We start from the raw sequence: 21282 nt of genomic DNA, 5'->3' as shown, positions 1-21282 counted from the left end.
CAAAAAAATCCCCCAGCTTTATAAAACTGGAGGATCACTTGTATTTAGTGATTAAAAAACTTGCTCTATTTCAGTCACTCCAGGTACTTCGGCCATAAGTGCTCGTTCAATACCTGCTTTTAACGTGATAGTAGAACTTGGACAGTTGCCACATGCACCCATTAGACGAAGACGTACAATGCCATCTTCAACATCTACTAATTCAACATCGCCGCCGTCGCGTAGTAAAAATGGACGTAGTTTGTTTAAAACCTCTTGTACTTGTTCTTGCATCATCCATCTTCTCCTTTCATTCATATACTATTATATATGGAATTTCATAAAATATCTATGATAAAGATTACATTTATGTCATGCTGTAATTACTATTATTTTATCTTTAACTGAAGCTTTTGTAAAATATAAGTAACCAAAAAATAAGGGGTGTTGGCTTTGAATCAATCACCAGTTACGGTAACTGTTTATGGTGCCGAGAAACTTTGTGCTAGTTGTGTAGGAGCACCTAGTTCTAAAGAGACATATGAGTGGCTACAAGCTGCTATTTCACGAAAATTTAAGGAAGCTACTGTTCAATATAACTATGTAGATATTTATAATCCTCCAGACGAAAAAGTACATCGGGATTTTTCTAAACGAGTGATTGAAGAAGATTTATTTTATCCGGTAGTACTAGTTGATGATGAAATTGTTGGAGAAGGAATTCCAACAATTAAACCAATCTACCATGCCTTGGAAAAAAAGGGAATGAAATAGTCCGTTTGTACTGGCGTATCTGTTGATTTCCATTCATTGTTCCTATATCTTGTTATATAGATAGGGGATTCATCAATACAATGTATAGGGGAGAGTATGATGAATCCAATCATAGAATTTTGTGTCAATAATTTAGCTAGTGGTTCACAGAAAGCTAGAGAAGTATTTGAAAAGGATCCTGATCTTGATGTAGTCGAGTATGGTTGCACCAGTTTTTGTGGTATATGTTCCCAGTTTATGGTTGCTATCGTGAATGGCGATCCTGTGATGGCTGATACGCCAGAAGAGTTAGTTGAGAAAGTTTATAAATATATAGATGAGAATCCCCTATTTTAAAATTTGAATAACTTGCTCTATTCTAAAAATGGAGAGCGGTAGTTGGGGGTAAACATGAAAATACCATTTACAAAGATGCATGGTCTAGGAAACAGTTATATTTATGTTGATTTATTTGCTTTTCATTTAGAGGAGCAACAACTTGCTCCATTAGCAATGGAAGTTTCCGATGTCAATACTGGCATTGGCTCTGATGGGTTAATATTAATTCAACCAAGCCGTGTGGCAGATGTAGGAATGAGAATTTTTAATAAGGATGGCTCCGAAGGAAAAAACTGTGGAAATGGTTTAAGATGCGTTGCTAAGTATGCGTATGAAAAAGGTATCGTTGAGAATCGTTCATTTACCATTGAAACGAAAGCTGGCAATGTAACTGCTCATGTGCATGGGGATAGCGACACGATTACAGAGGTTACCGTTGATATGGGGAACCCAATATTAAATCGAAACGCAATACCAATGCAAGGCAGTAACGATGAACAGGTTGTAGCGGAAAGCTTCGAAGTTAGTCATCATCCATTAGAATTAACAGCTGTTTCAATGGGGAATCCACACGCGATATTTTTCGTTGAAGATATAAAGGATGCACCATTATTAGAACTAGGACCAGTTATTACGAATGATCAGCGTTTTCCTGAGGGAGTCAATGTAGAGTTCGTTGAAATAGTTAGTGAACATGAAATTCATTTCCGTGTTTGGGAACGTGGTTCTGGAGTTACACAGGCTTGTGGTACAGGTGCGTGTGCAGCAGTAGTTGCATCAATCTTAAATGGATATGCTAAACGAAATCAGTTTGTTTGTGTTCATTTAAGTGGTGGTGACCTAATGATAAATTGGGCAAACGATGGACATGTATGGATGAAAGGAAAAGCAGAAACAGCTGCAATCGGAGAATTTATTTGGAGTTAGAATAGTTGATTGTGGAATGTTAACTTTGTATACTTGAATTAAGAAATAAGAAGGAGGCATAGAAGGATGGTTCTAAATATTACGGACAATGCCAGTCTTCAAATTAAGGAAATGATGAAAGAAGAAGATCAGGACAATGCACGCCTTCGTTTTGGAGTTAAAGGTGGAGGTTGTAGTGGATTATCCTATTCCTTAGGATTTGATGCAGAAGTGAACGAGGAATTAGACTTAAAAGAAGAGATTAATGGAATTCCTGTTACCATATTTAAACAAGATATACCTGTAATAGAAGGAACAACAATTGATTTTAAACAAAACATGATGGGTGGCGGATTTACGATTGATAATCCGAATGCCATTGTATCCTGTGGTTGTGGGTCTTCGTTTAAGGCGAAAGAGAGAGAAGGTACACCGGAGAACTGTTAATATCTGCTTAAATGAACTTAGAGTGAAAAAGTCCTTCTAAAAGCCATCTTCGTGAATGAATAAAAGCATTCATGAAGATGGTTTTTGAATTTATCGTTATACTAACAATTGACTTTGGGGTTTTTTGCTATTTCTATAGTATTGTTTGCTTATAAGGCACTTTTTACCTATACTGAAGATATGATTTAATACATCTTCATATACTACAAATATAAAAATTCCAACCCCAAAGGAGAAGTTATGATTTCTGATGAGGAACTGGCAATATTTATTAAAGAAATTTATTTGTTAATTGATGAATATAAGAGATGTGATCATTCAAAAACGAAAGCACAAATCTATGACGATATGCTTTTTTTATATGACATAGTTAAAACTAAAATACATACGTGAGCCTTTCTTTCATGTCATCAGTTGGAAATCTGAAAATGATAATTGAGAATGGAAAATGATTAACATACTCCTTCGTGAAATATAACCATCACGAAGGAGCCTTTTATTTAAGTTGCTATGTAAAAAGTTCGGTGTTGTTTTGACTACTATTCAAATAAACTCGTTGAATGTTTCGGCTGTACGCGAGCATCAGGGTCGATATATGCTTTTGCGTTGTTGATGGCGGTTGGTCCCTCACCAAATCCAGCAGCAATTAAATTAACTTTTCCTGGATATGTACAAATGTCCCCAGCTGCATAGATACCTGGAATGTTTGTCTCCATTTTTGAATTAACAACAATACTATTTTTATTTATTTCAAGTCCCCAATCTTTGATTGGACCAAGGGAGGAAATGAATCCATAATTTACTAATACAGCATCGGTATCAATCGTTATTTCTTTGTCACCCTTCACTTCTTGTAAAATCACCTGTTCAATCGTTTCTTCTCCTTTTATATCGGTAGGTACAAAAGGAGTCAACACTTGCACACTTGAATTCATTAAGTTGTCAACACTGTGTTCATGAGCCCGAAATTTATCACGACGATGGACTAAAGTAACTTGTTTGGCAATTGGCTCAAGCATTAATGCCCAGTCGACGGCAGAATCACCACCACCAAATACAACAACTTTTTTGTCTTTAAATTTCTTCATATCATCGACAAAGTAATGCAGGTTTTTCCCTTCATATTGATCAATGCCTTTAAGCGTTAATTTTCGTGGTTGGAATGCACCGTTTCCAGCTGTAATAATAACCGCTTTTGTATAGTGGACTTCTTGATCGGTGGTTAGTTGTAATGTCTGTTCGTCTAATCGATCAATTGTCTGAACAGCTTGATTTAATACAATAGCAGGGCTAAATAAATCAGTTTGTTCTTTTAAATTATCAACCAATTCTTGTGCACGAATTTTAGGGAAGCCAGCAATATCGTAAATATATTTTTCAGGATACAGCGCACTTAATTGTCCTCCAATATGTGGAAGACTTTCTATAATTTTAACACTGGCTTGACGTAAGCCACCATAAAATGCAGTAAATAACCCTACTGGTCCAGCCCCAATGATTGTAATATCGTAAACTTTATCGGACATAAAAATTCCTCCTAAAAAATCGGTACGTGTATATAACGGTCTTATTTTAACACATTTTTGATATTGTGTAGAACTGAACAGCAAATAACATCGATTTGAAAATTTTGAATTTTTCTAAAATAGAAATAAGGGTTGAAAATTGCAGGAAAAGAGTCTAAGATTATCTTTAGGCTAAATATTACGGATTTGTGACTTTGTATAGTCGTACGTGAAATATATCACGATATGAAAAGGTGAAAAGAAAATACTTATAATTGGAAGTGATTTTAATGAAGAAACCAAACATTGTAATTCTTGGAGCAGGTTATGGTGGTCTGACAACTACAGTAAAATTGCAAAAAACACTCGGTATCAACGATGCTCATATCACGTTAGTTAATAAGCATGATTATCATTATGAAACAACATGGTTGCATGAAAATGCTGCAGGAACCTTACATCATGATCGAAGTAGATTTCGTATTAATGACATTATTCATACGGGTAAAGTAGATTTTGTACAAGACACTGTTCTTTCTATTAATCCTGACGAAAAGAAAGTAGTCCTAGAAAATGATGAACTTGATTATGATTATTTGGTTGTAGCACTTGGTTTTGAACCAGCAACATTTGGAATTCCAGGATTACTAGAAAATGCCTTTACAATAGGTAGCATTAACCAAGCTCGCTTAATTAGACAGCATATTGAATATAATTTTGCATTATACAATAATGAAAAGGAAAAGAAACAAGAACGGTTGAATATCGTTGTTGGTGGTGGCGGTTTTACCGGAATCGAATTCTTAGGTGAACTTGCTGACCGAATTCCTCAGCTTTGTGAGGAATATGATATTGACCGTAATAAGGTAAGAATCATCAATGTAGAAGGAATGCCGTCTATTCTTCCAGGATTTGATCCACAGCTAGTAGAGTATGCCATGAACTCTTTAGAAGCTAGAGGAGTAGAATTTAAACTTGGCGCAATGTTGAAGGAATGTACGGCAGAAGGAATTGTGATTGAAAAGGATGGAGAAAGAGAAGAAATCCCGACTTTCACAACTGTTTGGGCTGCAGGGGTGCGAGCAAACAGCATCGTTGAACAATCCGGATTAGAGCACAACAGAGGTAAAATCGAAGTGAAACCAGACTTGCGAGCTCCTTCGCATGAAGATGTATTTGTTGTTGGCGATTGTGCGTTAATTTGGAATAAAGAAACGGACAGGCCTTATCCTCCAACTGCACAAATAGCTATGCAAGAAGCCGAAGTTTGTGCTCATAACATCGGAGTTCTTGTTAAAGGCGGCGGTGAAATGGAGTCATTCGAATTTGACAATAAAGGTACAGTAGCATCACTAGGACATGGAGATGCAATTGGTGTAATTTTCGGTGATAAAAAGCTATTTGGATGGTCAGCAGCAGTGATGAAAAAAGTAATTGATAACCGTGCGTTACTGAAAATTGGCGGAATTGGGTTATTGTTGAAAAAAGGAAAGTTTAATATATTTTAATTAATTTAAGAAGCAAAAGTGAAGTGATATAGTCTTCACTTTTGCTTTTTTGATAATCGTGAGTGATTAAGAGAACATGCTTGCGCTTTTATTTAGTTAATACTAGAATTGTGTTTGAGTTTGTTGAAATAATATTTAAAGGGAGAACAAAGATGCTACAATTCGTCGTTTCCATTGTGTTATTTTTTGTTTTATTTTTTGGTATATCTTTTATTTTAAATATGCTTATTAGACGTACTTGGGTGATGGCTTTTCTTTACCCATTCATTGTTTTGTTTATTGTTGATGATTTTCCAATTTCTAATTATTTCACAAGACCAATTTGGGCTTTTGTCACTGTTTGGGATAAACTTTTTCAGTTAAGTATTTATGATGTTTTCATTTTATTATTTGGATTATTAGGAACAATTGTTTCAGGAATCGTGATTCGTATGCTTAGAAAAAATGGCTATCAAATGTTTTAACACCATATTATCGCTCTTTTTTACATGTTTGGAAAGCCATAATGTATAAAAAACTCTAATAGTGGACAAGATGACACCCAGAGAGGTGTTATCCTAAAAATGAAGTCGTTTTTAAAGAGAATTTTTTTTTCAATTATGTTTATAGGGGCGTTATACACGACTGTTTCATCGATTTCAAATGTGTCTGCATTTGATGTTATGTTAGGTGAACATGAAAGAGTACAACTAATCTATTCTAATTTTAGTGAGCATCCAGGTAGAAAAGTGAAATTATTGAACAAAACATATAATAAAGTCAATCAAAGAACAAGATATATATCTAGTGAGCAAATTAAAGAACCACAATCCATTGAAGAAGCAATTGACTTTGAACAGTATCCAAGTGAAGTTGTTTTAGCAACTGGTTATACGGCTGGGAAAGAATCAACTGGTAAAACCCCAGATCATCCAGAGTACGGCATTACTTTTTCAGGTGTAAAGGTTAAACGTGATTTATATTCAACGATAGCAGCGGATTTAGACGTTTTCCCACTTGGAACGATTTTGTTTATTCCTGGATATGGGTATGGAGTTGTTGCGGATAAGGGCTCAGCAATAAAGGGAAATAAAATCGATTTGTATTACCCAACTGTCGAAGATGTTTACGATAAATGGGGGAAAAAGGAAGTAGAAGTTTATGTTATTAAAAAAGGAAATGGAGAGCTTACAGAAGAAGTGTTAGCAGAGTTAAATGAAACGGAAGCACTTCAAGTGTTTAGAGAACAGTATCGGGAAAGCTAATAACTAAAAATGAGGGTGTCCATGAATATTTCACATTCAAGGGCATCCTCATTTTCATTTGTTAAAGAAATAAAGGATAGGTAATAAAGGCAATAATGACACCGGTAAGTCCACCAAAAAAAACTTCTATTGGCTCATGACCTAATAATTCCTTCAATTCTTTTCGCTTTTCATATTCTGCTTTTTTCGCCCATTCTTTTGCTTCTTCAACAAAATAGTGAAAGTCTTTCACTAGCATATTTAACAGGACTGCTTGTTCTCCGGCATGTCTTCTTACCCCAGAAGCGTCAAACATTATTATAATACTAAAAATTGCGGATACTGCAAAAATTCCAGACGAAACTCCTTGTTCAATCCCAATTGAAGTAGTAACTGCTGCTACAGCTGCTGAGTGACTACTAGGCATGCCCCCAGTACTAAATGCTAATCCTGGTTTGAATTCTTTTGTAGCTATGAATTCAATTGGAATCTTAATCACTTGTGCAAAGACTATTCCGAAAAGGGCGGCCCATAATGGAAAGTTTGAAAACAAGTCCAATCCCAAAACATCCTTTCTGATAACTTGTACTTTTCTTGTAATATTAGGGGTAATATGTAAACAATAATAACACAATCCAAATGCAAAAGTAATTAAAGTTGATAAGCTTTACAACAAAATTGATAGAGGGGCTCCTAAAAGTTTGGATCTACGACATTCGTTGGAAATTGATTAAATGATGAAAAAAAGACAGTAATCCTTACTGCCTTTTCGAAAATGGAACCATTTACTGTTTAATTGCTGCGTCAAGTGCAACCTCAATCATATCATTAAACGTAGTTTGCCTTTCTTGTGCGCTTGTTTCTTCGCCTGTTAATACATGATCAGATACAGTCAAGACGGATAATGCTTTTCGGTCATATTTAGCAGCTAACGTATATAAGGCTGTTGTTTCCATCTCAACTGCTAATACATTATATGTAGCTAAAAGCTCAAAAAGCTCGATAGCATTATCTCTATAAAAACTATCACTAGTAAAGACATTTCCAACCCGGAGATTAAGTCCTTTTTCCTGACCGGTGTCATAAGCATTCTTTAGTAATTGAAAATCTGCAGTTGGTGCAAAGTCAATCCCTCCGAAAACCATTCGATTCATTTGTGAATCCGTTGTAGCAGTTGATGCTAAAATAACATCTCTAACTTTGACATCTTTTTGAAGCGCTCCACATGTACCAACACGAATTAATGTTTGGACATCATAGCTTTGTATTAATTCATTAGCGTAAATGGAGATGGAAGGAACCCCCATACCTGTACCTTGCACAGAAATTTTTTTCCCTTTAAATGTACCTGTATAACCATACATTCCACGTACTTCATTATAACAAAACACGTCATCTAAAAATTGTTCTGCGATATATTTTGCACGAAGTGGATCACCTGGCAATAAAATTTTATCTGCAATGTCTTCTTTTTTAGCACCAATATGAACACTCATTACATATTACCTCCTACGTTAGTCAGATATTTCAAAAATAACGTATCACAACCAAGCCTAGAAAACAAATTGTGTCATTTTATGTATACCATGGTTCATTTGAAGCATAATAAAAACTAAATTATTTTGTAAAAGTGCTTTCTTTTCTGTTTCGTCAAGGGTATTTTTCGTATATAATGAATTTAGTTAGGAATTTCACATAATCTGGATTTATGATCCGTTTATGTAACTATCATATATTTTGTGTTGATTTGAAAGGGAGGACTTTTTAAATGAAAGAAAGAAAATTTACAATTACAGACGAGACAGGAATTCATGCGAGACCTGCAACACTTCTAGTTAATAAGGCTGGTCAATACGAATCACATATTGAAATGGAATACAATGGAAAAACCGTAAACTTGAAATCAATTATGGGTGTTATGTCATTAGGGGTACCTAAGGGTGCTGAAATTTTAGTTACTGTTGATGGAAGTGACGAGGAACAAGCGATGCAAGGAATTGAAGAAACGATTAAAGAACAACTTGGTGAGTAATTGAATGCGTTTTATTTTGTAAAAGCTAGAAAGTAATATTTTTCTAGCTTTTTTGCACGTTCTAAAAATATTAGATTATTATAAGTTATTATTAGGAATTAAAAGGGTGTGTAGGGTATGGATGTTTCTGTTTCCCAATTACCAGGGATCGGACAAAAAATTTCATTAAAAACAGCAGAGGATAGTATGTTAGTTGTAATCGTCCATCACACAGGGAAAAGGGAATTGTATTTTTTTGAAGATGCTGATAGCGATGAAGCTGATTTTGCCATGGATTTGACCCCAGATGAAACACGAGAGCTAGGAGCACAGCTGTTAGGAGCTACTTATCAACCGGTAAATGCGGAACAACTCCAAATGTTTAAAAAGCAAATTGTTGTTGATTATATTACGCTTACAGAAAAATCAATCCTTTCAAATAAATCAATGGAAGAATCAGAAATCCGTAATAAGACAGGGGCAAATGTTATTGGGATTGTTCAAGGAGATGATATGATCGCTATACCGGAAGTGAGCAGAAAGTTACTACCGGGTGATGTACTTATGGCTATTGGAAAAAAAGAGCAAGTAGCAGCACTTGAAGCGTTATGCAAAGGAGAGGAATGATTGTATTTTGCTTAGTGATTTTCCAACTCTACTTGGTGCCGGAATTGTTCTACTGGGAATTTTTTATTTAGGGTTTTTAAGTTTAAAAATAAATTTTCCCAGTGTCATTTTATATATAATATTTGGTGTTATATTGGCAGAATGGTTGCATCATAATGAGATTTTACATTTTGCTAGCGAGATTGGAATCGTACTATTATTTTTTTTACTAGGATTGGAATTTAGTGTTAAACGATTAGGTTCAATAGCAAAAAAAATATGGCCATCTGGATTGTTGGATACTTTTTTAAGCTTCGGAGTCTCCATGCTTATAGCTATTGGGTTTGGGATGGATTTATTTAGTGCATTTATTATAGGCGGCATTGCCTATGCTACAAGTTCTTCTATTACGGCGAAATTGTTGGATGATAAGAGTAGAATGGCAAATACTGAAACGGAATTTATGTTAGCAATACTAATTTTTGAGGATTTAGTAGCGCCAATTCTAATTGCTGTAATGCTTGCAATTAGTGCAGGTGGGTCTTTTGCACCAACTGATTTATTCATCATTGCTGGAAAAGTAATTGGGTTGATTGTTTTCGCTATTATACTTGGAAAAACATTGTTCAAACCGTTTGATCAGTTACTAGAAAAGATTGAAGACGAGGATTTTAAAATTTCTTTGTTAGTAGGTATAGCAATTGTTTTTGGTGGACTGGCATTATTTTTAGGTCTTTCAGAAGTACTTGGAGCGTTTTTAGCGGGGATGATGCTCGCGGAAATAGGAAAAATTGACAGAGTGGAACATACCGTGCTTCCTATTCGAGACTTAATGCTTCCGACTTTTTTTGTATATTTTGGGACATCCATTGAATTAGGTAATGGATTGCCGATGCCACTATTTTTATTGGTGCTCTTCATATGGTCGATCATAGCAAAAGTTCTGGTTGGTGTCATTGGTGGTAGATGGTATGGTCTTTCAAAAAAAGTATCTTTAAGGGCGGGTCTCTCCCTTTGTGCTAGAGGCGAATTCTCTGTAGTTATTGCAAGCATTGCAACTGGAACCTTAAAAGTATTTGGTGGAATATATATTATTATAGCAGCATTTATTGGTATGGTATTGTTTGATCAAGCACCAAGAATAGTGAATAAAATTTATGGAAAAAAGAAATCAAAGAAAAAAGACTTACAAGTACCTGGTTCATAAACGATTATTGTATTTTAATGCTCACTCATCAAGAAAACTCTTGAGATAATTATCCGTTGGTAAGGGTTAACGGGCGGGCATTATGCCCACCTCTAACCAATAGATGTGTTTAGATTAATGGCGCGAAAAAAGTTAGGTTAGTAAGATAGGTGAAAATCTTTCTTGATCGGTTATGCTAGTTTAACTTTTGAAAATATTGTTTTCTTAAATCTTCTAATAGAAGAGCAGCCTGTTGATTAAAAGTGCTATCCTCCTTATCCAGCTTTTGTTCCAGCGCATCCACCGCTATTTTTAATGACTCAAGATAATCCGGTACTTCATCGTTGTACGGGTGCACAGCAGGTTTTGATACATTCATTTTTTCTTGGTAACTTAACGCCTTTCTTTGATGGAAAAAGACATTTTCTGTTTCCCCGAAATTATGCAAGTCACCCTGTAAAGGATGTTTTAAAACTGCTAATACTTTAATTAAGTAATTCTTTCCCCGGTCTTCTACAACTTCGCCAATATAAGTGCCTGACTTATAATGTGCTTTTACCATTTGTCCAATTTTTGCATCGTCCATTCGTAAAACCTCCAAAAATCTGTTATTATCATATTGCCAAATAGATTGCATTTCTACAAGCCCCAAATTTGGTTTTGTTATAGTTTGAGCAACACGATAAGCGAATTTTTTCTAAAAAGGTGTGATATTTATGATGGAATTTTTGTATTTTCCGCAAGATAAAGCAGAATATATTCCAGCTGTCATCAGTCTATTTATTTTCTTTATGGGTGCAGTTGTTGCAATGTATTTATTTTATAAAAAATCAAAAAGAGATGAAGAGAGGTTTGACGCAGATCATAGCACAGATGTAAATAATCTTTCATTGCAAAGAAAAAATGATGATAAAAAATAGAGATTCCTTAAAGGCTTGCAAGATAGTGAGCACTTTAAGGATTTTTTTTCGCTTTCAAAATTTAAAAATTATAGCCATAGGTTTAAGCACTTCTCCTATATTTAAATGTAATTGGATTATAGAAACTAATGTTGGTAATAATAAGTGGCAGGGCATGTCATAATCGAGGTATAATGATCAACCTTTTGAAGGGAGTTAGTATAATGAAAAAGGTATTTCTTGTCATGGTGAGTGTCTTTTTTCTCGTTTCATGCCAAGAACAGGAACGCTCACCAATTGAAGTAGATATGTATAATAGTGATGATGACGTAATAGGAACAGCAACATTGACTGAACAATCCGGTGGAGTAAAGGTACAAGTTTCTGTAGAAGGGTTGGAGCCAGGATTACATGGAATTCATGTCCATGAGTTTCCAAAGTGTGATAGTCCTGATTTTAAGTCTGCAGGCAGCCATCTTAATCCACAAGGGAAACAACATGGATTAATGCATCCAGAAGGTGCACATTTAGGAGACTTACCTAACATTGAAGCTGGAGAGGATGGTACAGTGGATATTGAGCTAACGTTAAGTGAAGCAACCTTAATGGAGGGAAAAAATTCTTTAATGAAGAATGAGGGAACTTCTTTAATCATTCATGAAAAACAGGACGATGGAGTAAGTCAGCCCGCTGGAGACGCTGGAGCTAGAGTGGCATGTGGTAAAATTACTTTATCAGAGTCCAATAACCCTGACTCACCAACTGATCCAACAGAATCTAACGAAGAAGAAGAATAGGTCTGTCCAAAAGAAAAGGGTCAGACCCCCTCAACTACTACAGATGGATGAGGGAATCAGACCCTTGTGTGACAGTCTATTCTTTTCTATTATTTAAAGCTGTTAGGATTCGGTCTAATCCTTGCTTTACGATCGTAGTTGGGCAAGCAATGTTTATTCGCATAAAACCGCTACCTTCTTCCCCGAAGCTTATGCCGTCGTTTAGACCTACCTTTGCATTTTCTTGCATAAATTTTTTAATCTCTTCATGAGGGAGGTTCATTTGACGACAATCCATCCAAATTAAATAAGTTCCTTCAGGTTCAATAATGGAGACATCATTCCGCCCTTCAAACGCCCTGCTAACAAGCGTTTTGTTTCGTTCCAATACTTCTAATAGTTCTTCTAGCCAATTTTCACCGTCTCTGTAGGCGGCTTCTAGTGCGGTAACTCCCATCGTATTTAAAAAAATGACTCCTTGTCTTTTTAGTTGATCATTCAGCTTCACTCTCATCGCTTTATCAGAAACAATGGCAAATGATGCTTGTAAACCTGCTAGATTAAACGTTTTTGTTGGTGACATACAAGTAATTGTGTGTTTGCTAATTTCTTCAGAAAGAGAGGCTATCGGTATATGTTTATAATCTGAATAAACAATATCAGCATGAATCTCGTCGGAAAAAATCGTCACGTTATATTTCAAACACAAATCTGCCATTTGTTGGAGCTCTTCCTTTGTCCACACTCTTCCGACAGGATTGTGAGGGTTACATAAAATGAACGCTTTTACCCCTTGCTTAAGCTGTGCTTCAAAGTGAGGGAAATCAATTTCATAACGTCCATTTTTCAGCACCAATGGGTTTGTGATTAAAGTCCGGTTATGCTTTTTTACAACATCATAAAAAGGAGGGTACACAGGTGTCTGAATTAAAATAGCATCATCTTTGTTTGTAAATGTCTGAATTGCCATATGTAACGTCGTAATTACACCTGGGCTATATATTAGGGATGAAGGGTTAATATCCCAATTATGTCGTTTTTTAACCCATTTGCAAATAAGGTGATTAACAGAGGGGTCTGTATAAGTATAACCGAAAATTCCATGCTGTGCCCTTTTTACTAATGCTTCCGTAACAGCAGTTGGTACAGGAAAATCCATATCTGCAACCCACATTGGTAATACATCGTCTGCCCCATAAATTGATTTTACTAAATCCCATTTTACGGAACGAGTTTCTTTTCTGTTTGGTACTTTTTCAAAGAAAGTCATGACAATCTCCCCCTTAAAATAGCGATATAAGTTTTATTATAGAGGATGTTTAAGAAGTCACCAAATAAAAGAGTCTAAGCCTTTAAATAGTGTTAATGAATAAAAATAAGTGAGCCTAAAAATAAAAAAGCAAAGCGGGTGAACCGCTTTGCTTTACAGGGGGAATACGAGAAAGTCTTACATACTTATTTATTACCACGTATGATGATGTTTAAACGTTTTTTAAAAAAGTTTTTCATTTTTGTTTAATTATTTGAATAAAAGTCCATCTTTTTTGCGGAAACTCACGTACTATGTTAGAATTAGTAATTGTGTAAAAAGGAAACTATATACGTTCTGGAAATTAACTTATTTTCCAATAAGAAGGTAATAGGAAAAAAACGCGGGAGTTGTTCAGCATGGCGGAAAAATTTACAGAAGGTCAAATATTAGAAGGAAAAGTAACTGGAATTCAACCATATGGTGCATTTGTTGCACTTGATGATGAAATTCAGGGCTTGGTTCATATTTCAGAAGTTACACACGGATATGTCAAAGACGTGAGTGAATTTCTTTCAGTTGGAGATGTAGTCAAAGTTAAAATCCTCTCCATAGATGAAAAAGCTAATAAGTATTCACTGTCCATTCGAGCTACACAAGAAGCACCAAAGCAAGAAGTTACTGACCGTTCTTCAAAAAAGCAAACACAAGAAAAAACGGAGCCTGGCTTCAATACGTTGAAAGACAAATTAAGTGATTGGATTAAACAATCTCAAGAGCGTGAAACTACATTTAAAAAGTAGCAATAGTAAAAGGTCTTCCCTTGATGTAGGGAAGACCTTTTACTATTGCTTTAATTGATGTTAATGCGCTCTTCAGGCTCCATGATAGGCACATTCATTTTAACTGTATTCGGGTATTTAATACCTGCTCCAGTGTTTAACACAACTACTTTGTCAGTCTCTTTAATCCATCCATTTTCTCTTAATTTTCTTGCAGCGTTAAAAGCAGCAGCACCTTCAGGACATATAAAACACCCTTCAGTATTTGCTATTTTCTTTTGTTCCTCAAGTAATGCCTGATCACTAATAGCAATCGCACAACCATCTGTTTCGTACAATGCATCTAAGACAAGAAAGTCTCCTATTGCTTTTGGTACATTTATTCCAAAAGCAACTGTGGAACTATTTTGCCAGTACTCGGAGCTTTTTTCCTTTTTCTCCCATGCTTCCACAATGGGTGCACACCCTTCTGCTTGTACAGCAACTAAACGAGGAAATTTATCTGGTTTTATCCACCCCATTTGCTGGAGTTCTTTTAATGCTTTGAATATACCAATTATTCCGACGCCACCTCCTGTAGGATACAAGATAACATCTGGAATCTCCCAATTAAATTGTTCGGCTAATTCCAATCCCATCGTTTTCTTTCCTTCAATTCGATAAGGCTCTTTTAGTGTTGATACATCATAAATAGTTTGCTTTTGTACTAAGTCTCCAACTATTTTTCCAGCATCACTAATCAATCCGTTTACAAGATGAAGGTTAGCTCCTGCAATAGCACATTCATTTCTTGTGATTTCTGGAGCGTCTACAGGCATAACTATTGTTGCTTTAATTCCTGCGCGAGCAGCGTAAAGTGACCAAGCTGCCCCTGCATTTCCATTTGTAGGCATTGCTATTTCTTTTACTTCTAGCTCTTTTGCTTTTGAAATACCAACTGATGCTCCACGTGCTTTAAAAGAGCCAGTAGGAATTAATCCTTCATCCTTCATATAAAGGGAATGTATCCCTATTTGTTTGCCGAGTTCATCCATCATTACAAGTGGTGTCATACCTTCACCTAAAGAAACGACATTTTCTGGACTGTTTATAGGTAACAACTCATGATACCTCCATAGAGACGAAGGACGAGTCTGCAACATATCCTTATTTATGGCTCTACTCAATTCTTCTAAATGATATTCGACTAATAATGGTGATCCGCAATGACATAGATGTTGTTTTGTCGATGAGTCAAAGTTATCTTGACATTTAGGACAATATAAATGTGAAACGTAGCTATACATTAATTTTTCTCCTTCCTTCAAACTTCTATAGTCAGTTTACCGAATCTAAGGAAAATTTAACAATATTTTGGATAAATTACATTCCACTGATTCTAATTAATGCTTGTATAACTTGAACGAAAGCTCCAATGAAAGCCGATAGCTTAAAGAGATAATGGCATGTATATTTATTCATTCTGAAATAACAATACGACACTATTATTCATCTGTTCACTTGATTTCACCTGCTTGTTTAGGTACAGTAAAAGAGGTAATAACTAACAAAATGGAGGGTGTAAAAAATGGGTCATGTGCGTTTTGAATATGGAAAAGCATTATCTTTTTTTGGTGAACATGAATTAGAATACATGAAAGAACCAGTAAAGCTGGCTCACCAGGCAATACATAATAAAACAGGTGCTGGCAATGACTTTTTAGGATGGGTTGATTTGCCGGAGAACTATGACAAGGAAGAGTTTTCCCGAATTAAAAAAGCTGCAGAAAAGATTAAATCCGATTCAGATGTACTTCTTGTTGTTGGAATAGGTGGATCTTATTTAGGAGCCCGTGCTGCTATTGATATGTTAAATCATTCTTTCTATAATGCATTATCTTCAAGTCAACGTGAAACACCTCAAGTATTTTTTGTTGGTAATAATATTAGTTCATCTTATATTAATGATTTATTTGACGTACTAAAGGATAAAGATGTTTCAGTTAATGTTATTTCTAAAAGTGGTACAACAACGGAACCAGCTATTGCGTTTCGTATTTACCGTAAATTTCTTGAAGAAAAGTATGGTGTAGAAGAAGCAAAAGGCCGTATTTACGCCACAACGGATAAGGCAAAAGGTGCTCTTAAGACATTAGCAAACGAAGAAGGCTATGAAAGCTTTGTCATACCTGATGATGTAGGTGGGCGTTATTCTGTATTAACTGCAGTCGGATTGTTACCAATTGCAGTAAGTGGTGTAGACATTGATGAAATGATGAAAGGTGCTCATGAAGCACAGGTTGATTTAAATGAAGAAGACTTGGCAAAAAACCCAGCCTATCAATATGCAGCAGTAAGAAATGTTTTATATAACAAGGGAAAAACAATTGAAATGTTAATCAATTATGAACCTTCTCTACAATATTTTTCTGAGTGGTGGAAACAATTATTTGGGGAAAGCGAAGGAAAGGACTTTAAAGGTATTTATCCTTCATCAGCGAACTTTTCAACTGACTTACATTCATTAGGTCAATATGTACAAGAAGGTCGTAGAGATCTATTTGAAACTGTCTTACATGTAGAGGAACCAAAATCCAATATTACGCTTGAAAAAGAAGACCAAGATTTAGATGGATTAAACTACTTAGCTGGTAAAACGGTTGATTTTGTCAATGAAAAAGCTTATCAGGGAACAATGCTTGCGCACACGGATGGACAAGTTCCGAACTTAATCGTTCACTTGCCGAAATTAGATGCGTTTACATTTGGATATGTGGTTTATTTCTTCGAAAAAGCATGTGCAATTAGTGGTTATTTACTTGGTGTAAATCCTTTTGATCAGCCGGGAGTAGAAGCATATAAGAAAAATATGTTTGCATTGCTTGGTAAGCCAGGCTTTGAAGATGAAAAGGAAAAATTAGAAAAAAGATTATAAGCAATTAAATAAACATAAAAAAACACATGGTGATTTGCCATGTGTTTTTTTATCAAATAAAATTTGTAACATAATTGGACGGTGAAAAGGGTAAGGTAAAATAAAAAGGAGTTTTATGATGGTTCCTGTTGATTCGAGTTTAGAAAATCATGTCTTGCCCTTGCATGAGTTGGAAAAGCATTTAAAGCCACTAGGTTATGTGATTGGAAATAATTGGGATTATGACGAAGGGTTCGTTGATTACAAAATGGCTGATGATGATGGGTATCAATTTATAAGAATCCCTTTTAAAACAGAGCAGGGAATGCTAGATTCCCCTGGTGCAATTATACGACTTGGCAAGCCATTTGTCCTTACTCACAAGTATCAGGATGACGTTGAAGCTTCAGCTGATAATGGTGTCTTCCAAGGCTCAGTCAATCAATTTCAAGAACCGGTTGACCCTGATGCAGATGTACCAGATAAATATGTGGAAAAAGGAAGACGATTAATCGAGCAAGTCGAGCATGTGTTACTTTAATCTAGATAATACAATTAGGATGTCCTCTATCTGAAGGGTAGTATCAAATGGAGGGTTTAATAATAACTCTCCTTCCCTGATTATCCCAATTAGTAATTTTTCCTCCGCAACATAATAATCCGAACAATCAAGAAAACTTCTTCCCTCCATTTCTTTTGGCAATCTAACCTGTGTAAATTGTTGATTTGACAGCACTTGAAGTAAAATATCAAATGGTTTTAAAGATGAATCACGGAATATTTCGTGATAAAATAATGTACTCATAAAATCATTGGATCGAACGACAGCATCAGCACCTGCACGTTTTGCATTTGTGATTTGTTCTTTTGTTAAAATTTCTGTAATGATATATAAATTTGGATTATTGCCTCGTAAAGCAACGGTAGTCAATATACTCGCTTGATCTGCTTGTCTCTCTTTTTTTGCAGGATCAGCTGTTATAATTGCGTATTTCGCCTCTTGAGTTTTTGCTTTTTGTAGGACTTCATCTTCAGTAGCATCTCCTCGGACGTAATGAATGTTATACTTTTGGAAAGGCAATTTTGTTAATGTATGATCAATTAATACAATTTGATCCTCCGGGTGATGTTTTACAATCATATCTAAAAGTTGCTTTGTTCGTTCATTCCATCCAATAAAAATAATATGGTTTTTCCCTTTGAATGCTACTTTCCCTTTGGATAAATCTTGTTCAAATTTAATCGTTCCAGCTGAAATCGTAGCCATATAAAACGTTACAACTCCTCCGCCAGCAAGTATTAACAAAATGCCAATAATTTTTCCTGTAGTACTCAATGGAACATAATCCCCATAACCGACTGTAGAACCGGTAACAAATGCCCACCAAATGCCATCAAATATACTTGGGAAATGTTTTGGCTCGATTAAATGGATTGTCAATCCAAATAGAAACATTAATATACAAACAGTTGATAATAATCGTAAAAATATGGGAAGCTTAAAGTAATGTTGCCAAATTCGGTAGAAATTCATAAACTTTCCCCTAACTTTTTTTTACCAGTATGGACAGAAACTTTTAATTCTATAAAGAAGCAGGTGAAAAACTCGTTCCAGTTAACTATTTTTGCTATGATAGGATGAGGAGGATGAAAATGGAATTAAATCACGATTTTTTATTTCAGTTGTTAAGAACACCATCTCCATCTAGTATGGAAGTGACGATTCAAAAGAAGTGGATGGATTATGTAAAGCCATTTGCGGATGAAATAATAACAGATAATGCTGGGAACGCCATTGGAGTATTAAATAAGGATGCTGATTTTAAGGTGCTTTTGGCTGGTCATTGTGACGAAATTGCTTTAGTTATCAATCGAATTGATGACAATGGATTTTTATATTTCGATAAAATGGGTGGGATAAATCCGAAAGCTGCAATAGGTATGAAAGTTGAAATCCTTGGCTTAGATCAAACAATTACTGGTGTGATTGGTGTTAACGCACAGCATCATGGAGGAATCAAGAATGATTTTGAGCTAGACGATTTGTTTATCGATTGTGGTGCAAAATCAAAAAAAGAAATAGAAAAGTTTGTCCAGGTTGGCGATTTAGCTGTTTATAAACGAGAACCAGAGATGTTAATGGATCGATACATATCAGGTAGAGGGCTAGATAATCGTACAGGTGCATTTATTATCGCCGAAGTGTTAAGAAAGCTGTCAGACAAGAAGATAAATGTAGGTGTTTATGCTGCGAGTACAGTGAATGAAGAGACTAATATGGGTGGTGCATATTTTGCGGCAGCTGGCATTAATCCAACAATGGCCATAGCATGTGATGTGACATTTGCAACGGATTATCCAGGTGTAAATCAAAACAAACATGGAGATGTTCGGTTGGAAGGTGGGCCAGTCCTGGCAAAAGGAGCGCCAATTAATATAAAAATCAATAGAATTTTAGAAAAAACGGCGAGATCCCTAAACATGAAGGTACAATATGAGTTAACTTCAAGAAGTACGGGAACAGATGCAGATCGTATGCGTTTAACGGGTAAAGGTGTTCCAGTTAGCTTAGTTTCCTTACCGTTACGCTACATGCACTCGCCAGTAGAAACAGCAAGTACCAAGGATATTGAAGAAGAAATTGAGTTACTTGTTCACATGATTGAAGGGTTATCAGGGAATGAAAGTTTAAATCCATTAGAGGATTAATTAATGATCGAATAGTTCGCTATGTGCAATTAGGGGAAAAGGGTGTGTCCCAAACCAAATTTGGGGACACACCCTTTTCTAATCTGTATGAATGATTCCAACGGTACACCTAGAAATAGAAATCAATCTATCTTGTTCGTCAACTATTTTTATTTCCCAAACCATGGTTGTTCTCCCTTTATGAATCGGAGTTGCTCTTCCTATTACAAATCCATCCTGTTTACTTTTTACATGATTTGCGTTAATTTCAATGCCTACTATTTGCTGTTGCCTTGAATCAATGGATAAAAATGCGCCAATACTTGCAGCGGTTTCTGCTAACGCGACACTAGCACCACCATGTAAGAGGCCCATCGGTTGCTTGGTGTTCTCATTAACAGGCATCTGAATTTCTACTAAGTTTGCATTAAGCGTGATTACTTTCATACCAAGAGCATCCATCAGAGTATTTGAAAAATCCAATTTTTGTAGCTCCTTTGACATTTAGTTATCGGATTAGAAAGATTTTGGCGTATTTTTAAAAAGAAAAGGGAATGAAAAGCTGCAACAATAAAGATAATCCTAATAAAAACCCGTAAATTGTATTCGTTTGGGCAGTAGCTTTCATTGCCGGCATCATTTCTATATTCATTGTTTTTCCTTGGAATCCTTTAATAGCTACAGTCGCTTTCTTTGCACTTAAAAAGGTTATCAATGACCAAATCGGGAGGATGCCTATGACAACAAAAATAACGGTTGATAAGTAGCTTGAGATAAAACTAATTGCTAACAACCGAACTGATTGGTCATGTCCAAGTAAGATTGCTATCGTTTTTCTGCCGTTTTGCTGATCTCCAATACGATCACGAATGTTATTGGCTAATAGAATGGTACCGATAAAAATTGCGATAGGAATTGAAATCAATAGTATTTCACTAGTAATGGTATTCGTTTGTATAAAATAACTAATCACAATAATAACTGTTCCCATAAAAAAGCCAGCGAATAGCTCACCAAACGGAGAGGAGGAAATCGGAAAAGGACCTCCAGTGTAAAGGTAACCACAAAGCATGCAAATAACCCCGACTAGTGCTAACCACCAGTTTGATTCGATACAAATATAAATACCTAATAGTATAGCAATACCGAAGAAAGCAATTGCTAATTGTAATACTGTTTTTGGTGATACTCCATCACGTACAATTGTTCCACCTATCCCAACTGAACCTTCATTATCAAGGCCTCGTACATAGTCATAGTATTCATTAAACATATTTGTTGCTGCTTGGATTAACATGGAAGCAATTAACATAGCCAAAAATAATAAAAAATAAAAAGATCCATCTAGAACTGCAAGCATTGTTCCAACAAATACTGGAATAAATGATGCAGTTAACGTATGTGGTCGTAACATCCTCCACCAAACGTGGAATCCTTCTTTTTCATTTAAGGCGCCTTTCATATTGTTTTCTTCTAGCGATTGCATGTAAACTTCTCTCCTTAATAACGCCTAGTTAAACGATCTTAAAATA

Annotated in this window: 26 protein-coding genes; 16 read left to right on the top strand and 10 right to left on the bottom strand. The window is 35.5% G+C overall.

Annotated features, from left to right (window positions below; all coding sequences use genetic code 11):
- Positions 1-51 precede the first annotated feature (51 nt).
- Complete coding sequence (locus JOC48_RS06895; RefSeq protein ID WP_204498469.1) at positions 52-273, bottom strand: NifU family protein; 222 nt, start codon at positions 271-273, stop codon at positions 52-54.
- Between the two features lie 159 nt (positions 274-432).
- On the opposite strand from JOC48_RS06895, the gene JOC48_RS06890 reads away from it, so the two are divergent.
- The 4 genes from JOC48_RS06890 (at position 433) to JOC48_RS06875 (ending at position 2424) form a co-directional block, all read left to right on the top strand.
- Positions 433-753, top strand: a complete 321-nt coding sequence (locus JOC48_RS06890) for a YuzD family protein (protein ID WP_204498347.1) — start codon at positions 433-435, stop codon at positions 751-753.
- 96 nt (positions 754-849) lie between these two features.
- Positions 850-1089, top strand: a complete 240-nt coding sequence (locus JOC48_RS06885) for a YuzB family protein (protein WP_420829210.1) — start codon at positions 850-852, stop codon at positions 1087-1089.
- 54 nt (positions 1090-1143) lie between these two features.
- Positions 1144-1998 carry a diaminopimelate epimerase gene (gene dapF, locus JOC48_RS06880; protein ID WP_204498345.1) on the top strand — a complete coding sequence of 285 codons (855 nt, stop codon included), beginning with the start codon at positions 1144-1146 and terminating at the stop codon, positions 1996-1998.
- 66 nt (positions 1999-2064) lie between these two features.
- Positions 2065-2424, top strand: coding sequence for a HesB/IscA family protein (locus JOC48_RS06875; protein WP_204498344.1), 360 nt, complete (start codon positions 2065-2067; stop codon positions 2422-2424).
- Between the two features lie 539 nt (positions 2425-2963).
- On the opposite strand, the gene JOC48_RS06870 is transcribed toward JOC48_RS06875, so the two are convergent.
- Positions 2964-3950: an NAD(P)/FAD-dependent oxidoreductase gene (locus tag JOC48_RS06870; protein WP_204498343.1), complete on the bottom strand. Its 987-nt coding sequence runs from the start codon at positions 3948-3950 to the stop codon at positions 2964-2966.
- Between the two features lie 269 nt (positions 3951-4219).
- Between JOC48_RS06870 and JOC48_RS06865 the strand changes: the two genes are divergently transcribed.
- The 3 genes from JOC48_RS06865 to JOC48_RS06855 all read left to right on the top strand — a co-directional run bounded on the left by JOC48_RS06865 (position 4220) and on the right by JOC48_RS06855 (position 6681).
- Positions 4220-5437 (top strand): NAD(P)/FAD-dependent oxidoreductase, encoded by a 1218-nt coding sequence (locus tag JOC48_RS06865; RefSeq protein WP_204498342.1) that lies wholly within the window; start codon positions 4220-4222, stop codon positions 5435-5437.
- A gap of 152 nt (positions 5438-5589) precedes the next feature.
- Positions 5590-5901 (top strand): YuiB family protein, encoded by a 312-nt coding sequence (locus JOC48_RS06860; protein ID WP_204498341.1) that lies wholly within the window; start codon positions 5590-5592, stop codon positions 5899-5901.
- 135 nt (positions 5902-6036) lie between these two features.
- Positions 6037-6681, top strand: coding sequence for a 3D domain-containing protein (locus JOC48_RS06855; RefSeq protein ID WP_204498340.1), 645 nt, complete (start codon positions 6037-6039; stop codon positions 6679-6681).
- A 61-nt stretch (positions 6682-6742) separates the two neighbouring features.
- Here JOC48_RS06855 and JOC48_RS06850 read toward each other — a convergent pair whose 3' ends face one another.
- Entirely contained in the window at positions 6743-7219 is a 477-nt protein-coding gene (locus JOC48_RS06850) for a divergent PAP2 family protein (RefSeq protein WP_204498339.1), read from the bottom strand.
- 226 nt (positions 7220-7445) lie between these two features.
- Positions 7446-8156, bottom strand: coding sequence for a purine-nucleoside phosphorylase (gene deoD / locus JOC48_RS06845; protein WP_204498338.1), 711 nt, complete (start codon positions 8154-8156; stop codon positions 7446-7448).
- A 272-nt stretch (positions 8157-8428) separates the two neighbouring features.
- On the opposite strand from deoD, the gene JOC48_RS06840 reads away from it, so the two are divergent.
- The 3 genes from JOC48_RS06840 (at position 8429) to JOC48_RS06830 (ending at position 10484) form a co-directional block, all read left to right on the top strand.
- Positions 8429-8692 (top strand): phosphocarrier protein HPr, encoded by a 264-nt coding sequence (locus tag JOC48_RS06840; RefSeq protein ID WP_204498337.1) that lies wholly within the window; start codon positions 8429-8431, stop codon positions 8690-8692.
- Positions 8693-8809: 117 nt separating this feature from the next.
- Entirely contained in the window at positions 8810-9298 is a 489-nt protein-coding gene (locus tag JOC48_RS06835) for a cation:proton antiporter regulatory subunit (protein ID WP_204498336.1), read from the top strand.
- Between the two features lie 7 nt (positions 9299-9305).
- Positions 9306-10484 (top strand): cation:proton antiporter, encoded by a 1179-nt coding sequence (locus JOC48_RS06830; RefSeq protein ID WP_204498335.1) that lies wholly within the window; start codon positions 9306-9308, stop codon positions 10482-10484.
- A 175-nt stretch (positions 10485-10659) separates the two neighbouring features.
- Here JOC48_RS06830 and kapB read toward each other — a convergent pair whose 3' ends face one another.
- Positions 10660-11049 (bottom strand): kinase-associated lipoprotein KapB, encoded by a 390-nt coding sequence (kapB, locus tag JOC48_RS06825; RefSeq protein WP_204498334.1) that lies wholly within the window; start codon positions 11047-11049, stop codon positions 10660-10662.
- 130 nt (positions 11050-11179) lie between these two features.
- Between kapB and JOC48_RS06820 the strand changes: the two genes are divergently transcribed.
- Both JOC48_RS06820 and JOC48_RS06815 read left to right on the top strand, forming a co-directional pair.
- Positions 11180-11383: a hypothetical protein gene (locus JOC48_RS06820; RefSeq protein WP_204498333.1), complete on the top strand. Its 204-nt coding sequence runs from the start codon at positions 11180-11182 to the stop codon at positions 11381-11383.
- Between the two features lie 203 nt (positions 11384-11586).
- The gene (locus JOC48_RS06815) at positions 11587-12159 is read left to right on the top strand and encodes a superoxide dismutase family protein (RefSeq protein ID WP_204498332.1); all 573 of its coding nucleotides are present in this window, start codon (positions 11587-11589) and stop codon (positions 12157-12159) included.
- Positions 12160-12235: 76 nt separating this feature from the next.
- Here JOC48_RS06815 and JOC48_RS06810 read toward each other — a convergent pair whose 3' ends face one another.
- Positions 12236-13408, bottom strand: a complete 1173-nt coding sequence (locus JOC48_RS06810) for a MalY/PatB family protein (RefSeq protein ID WP_204498331.1) — start codon at positions 13406-13408, stop codon at positions 12236-12238.
- 398 nt (positions 13409-13806) lie between these two features.
- Here JOC48_RS06810 and yugI point away from each other — a divergent pair, with 398 nt between their 5' ends.
- Positions 13807-14190 (top strand): S1 domain-containing post-transcriptional regulator GSP13, encoded by a 384-nt coding sequence (gene yugI, locus JOC48_RS06805; RefSeq protein ID WP_204498330.1) that lies wholly within the window; start codon positions 13807-13809, stop codon positions 14188-14190.
- Between the two features lie 50 nt (positions 14191-14240).
- On the opposite strand, the gene JOC48_RS06800 is transcribed toward yugI, so the two are convergent.
- Positions 14241-15455 (bottom strand): threonine synthase, encoded by a 1215-nt coding sequence (locus JOC48_RS06800; RefSeq protein WP_204498329.1) that lies wholly within the window; start codon positions 15453-15455, stop codon positions 14241-14243.
- 281 nt (positions 15456-15736) lie between these two features.
- On the opposite strand from JOC48_RS06800, the gene JOC48_RS06795 reads away from it, so the two are divergent.
- Both JOC48_RS06795 and JOC48_RS06790 read left to right on the top strand, forming a co-directional pair.
- Positions 15737-17083 (top strand): glucose-6-phosphate isomerase, encoded by a 1347-nt coding sequence (locus JOC48_RS06795; protein WP_204498328.1) that lies wholly within the window; start codon positions 15737-15739, stop codon positions 17081-17083.
- Positions 17084-17201: 118 nt separating this feature from the next.
- Positions 17202-17603, top strand: coding sequence for a YugN-like family protein (locus JOC48_RS06790; RefSeq protein ID WP_204498327.1), 402 nt, complete (start codon positions 17202-17204; stop codon positions 17601-17603).
- Here JOC48_RS06790 and JOC48_RS06785 read toward each other — a convergent pair.
- Entirely contained in the window at positions 17595-18596 is a 1002-nt protein-coding gene (locus tag JOC48_RS06785) for a potassium channel family protein (RefSeq protein ID WP_204498326.1), read from the bottom strand. The two genes, JOC48_RS06790 and JOC48_RS06785, sit on opposite strands and share 9 nt — an antisense overlap.
- A 119-nt stretch (positions 18597-18715) precedes the next feature.
- Between JOC48_RS06785 and JOC48_RS06780 the strand changes: the two genes are divergently transcribed.
- The gene (locus tag JOC48_RS06780; protein ID WP_204498325.1) at positions 18716-19771 is read left to right on the top strand and encodes a M20/M25/M40 family metallo-hydrolase; all 1056 of its coding nucleotides are present in this window, start codon (positions 18716-18718) and stop codon (positions 19769-19771) included.
- Positions 19772-19849: 78 nt separating this feature from the next.
- Here the strand turns inward: JOC48_RS06780 and JOC48_RS06775 are convergent, their stop codons facing one another.
- Positions 19850-20233, bottom strand: a complete 384-nt coding sequence (locus JOC48_RS06775; protein ID WP_204498324.1) for a hotdog fold thioesterase — start codon at positions 20231-20233, stop codon at positions 19850-19852.
- A gap of 55 nt (positions 20234-20288) precedes the next feature.
- Positions 20289-21236 carry a 1,4-dihydroxy-2-naphthoate polyprenyltransferase gene (locus JOC48_RS06770; RefSeq protein ID WP_204498323.1) on the bottom strand — a complete coding sequence of 316 codons (948 nt, stop codon included), beginning with the start codon at positions 21234-21236 and terminating at the stop codon, positions 20289-20291.
- Between the last annotated feature and the right edge of the window lie 46 nt (positions 21237-21282).

The organism is Aquibacillus albus (genome assembly GCF_016908325.1).
Lineage (GTDB): Bacteria > Bacillota > Bacilli > Bacillales > Amphibacillaceae > Aquibacillus_A > Aquibacillus_A albus.
Note: the sequence above shows the minus strand (reverse complement) of the source record. Positions and strands in the feature narration are given on the sequence as shown.

What these genes read in the sequence shown, in the direction of transcription:
- JOC48_RS06895 (WP_204498469.1), bottom strand. Translation starts at nt 273, where the DNA reads ATGCAAGAACAAGTACAAGAGGTTTTAAACAAACTACGTCCATTTTTA.
- JOC48_RS06885 (WP_420829210.1), top strand. Translation starts at nt 850, where the DNA reads ATGATGAATCCAATCATAGAATTTTGTGTCAATAATTTAGCTAGTGGT.
- dapF (WP_204498345.1), top strand. Translation starts at nt 1,144, where the DNA reads ATGAAAATACCATTTACAAAGATGCATGGTCTAGGAAACAGTTATATT.
- JOC48_RS06875 (WP_204498344.1), top strand. Translation starts at nt 2,065, where the DNA reads ATGGTTCTAAATATTACGGACAATGCCAGTCTTCAAATTAAGGAAATG.
- JOC48_RS06870 (WP_204498343.1), bottom strand. Translation starts at nt 3,950, where the DNA reads ATGTCCGATAAAGTTTACGATATTACAATCATTGGGGCTGGACCAGTA.
- JOC48_RS06865 (WP_204498342.1), top strand. Translation starts at nt 4,220, where the DNA reads ATGAAGAAACCAAACATTGTAATTCTTGGAGCAGGTTATGGTGGTCTG.
- JOC48_RS06860 (WP_204498341.1), top strand. Translation starts at nt 5,590, where the DNA reads ATGCTACAATTCGTCGTTTCCATTGTGTTATTTTTTGTTTTATTTTTT.
- JOC48_RS06855 (WP_204498340.1), top strand. Translation starts at nt 6,037, where the DNA reads ATGTTTATAGGGGCGTTATACACGACTGTTTCATCGATTTCAAATGTG.
- deoD (WP_204498338.1), bottom strand. Translation starts at nt 8,156, where the DNA reads ATGAGTGTTCATATTGGTGCTAAAAAAGAAGACATTGCAGATAAAATT.
- JOC48_RS06840 (WP_204498337.1), top strand. Translation starts at nt 8,429, where the DNA reads ATGAAAGAAAGAAAATTTACAATTACAGACGAGACAGGAATTCATGCG.
- JOC48_RS06835 (WP_204498336.1), top strand. Translation starts at nt 8,810, where the DNA reads ATGGATGTTTCTGTTTCCCAATTACCAGGGATCGGACAAAAAATTTCA.
- kapB (WP_204498334.1), bottom strand. Translation starts at nt 11,049, where the DNA reads ATGGACGATGCAAAAATTGGACAAATGGTAAAAGCACATTATAAGTCA.
- JOC48_RS06820 (WP_204498333.1), top strand. Translation starts at nt 11,180, where the DNA reads ATGATGGAATTTTTGTATTTTCCGCAAGATAAAGCAGAATATATTCCA.
- JOC48_RS06815 (WP_204498332.1), top strand. Translation starts at nt 11,587, where the DNA reads ATGAAAAAGGTATTTCTTGTCATGGTGAGTGTCTTTTTTCTCGTTTCA.
- JOC48_RS06810 (WP_204498331.1), bottom strand. Translation starts at nt 13,408, where the DNA reads ATGACTTTCTTTGAAAAAGTACCAAACAGAAAAGAAACTCGTTCCGTA.
- yugI (WP_204498330.1), top strand. Translation starts at nt 13,807, where the DNA reads ATGGCGGAAAAATTTACAGAAGGTCAAATATTAGAAGGAAAAGTAACT.
- JOC48_RS06800 (WP_204498329.1), bottom strand. Translation starts at nt 15,455, where the DNA reads ATGTATAGCTACGTTTCACATTTATATTGTCCTAAATGTCAAGATAAC.
- JOC48_RS06795 (WP_204498328.1), top strand. Translation starts at nt 15,737, where the DNA reads ATGGGTCATGTGCGTTTTGAATATGGAAAAGCATTATCTTTTTTTGGT.
- JOC48_RS06790 (WP_204498327.1), top strand. Translation starts at nt 17,202, where the DNA reads ATGGTTCCTGTTGATTCGAGTTTAGAAAATCATGTCTTGCCCTTGCAT.
- JOC48_RS06785 (WP_204498326.1), bottom strand. Translation starts at nt 18,596, where the DNA reads ATGAATTTCTACCGAATTTGGCAACATTACTTTAAGCTTCCCATATTT.
- JOC48_RS06780 (WP_204498325.1), top strand. Translation starts at nt 18,716, where the DNA reads ATGGAATTAAATCACGATTTTTTATTTCAGTTGTTAAGAACACCATCT.
- JOC48_RS06770 (WP_204498323.1), bottom strand. Translation starts at nt 21,236, where the DNA reads ATGCAATCGCTAGAAGAAAACAATATGAAAGGCGCCTTAAATGAAAAA.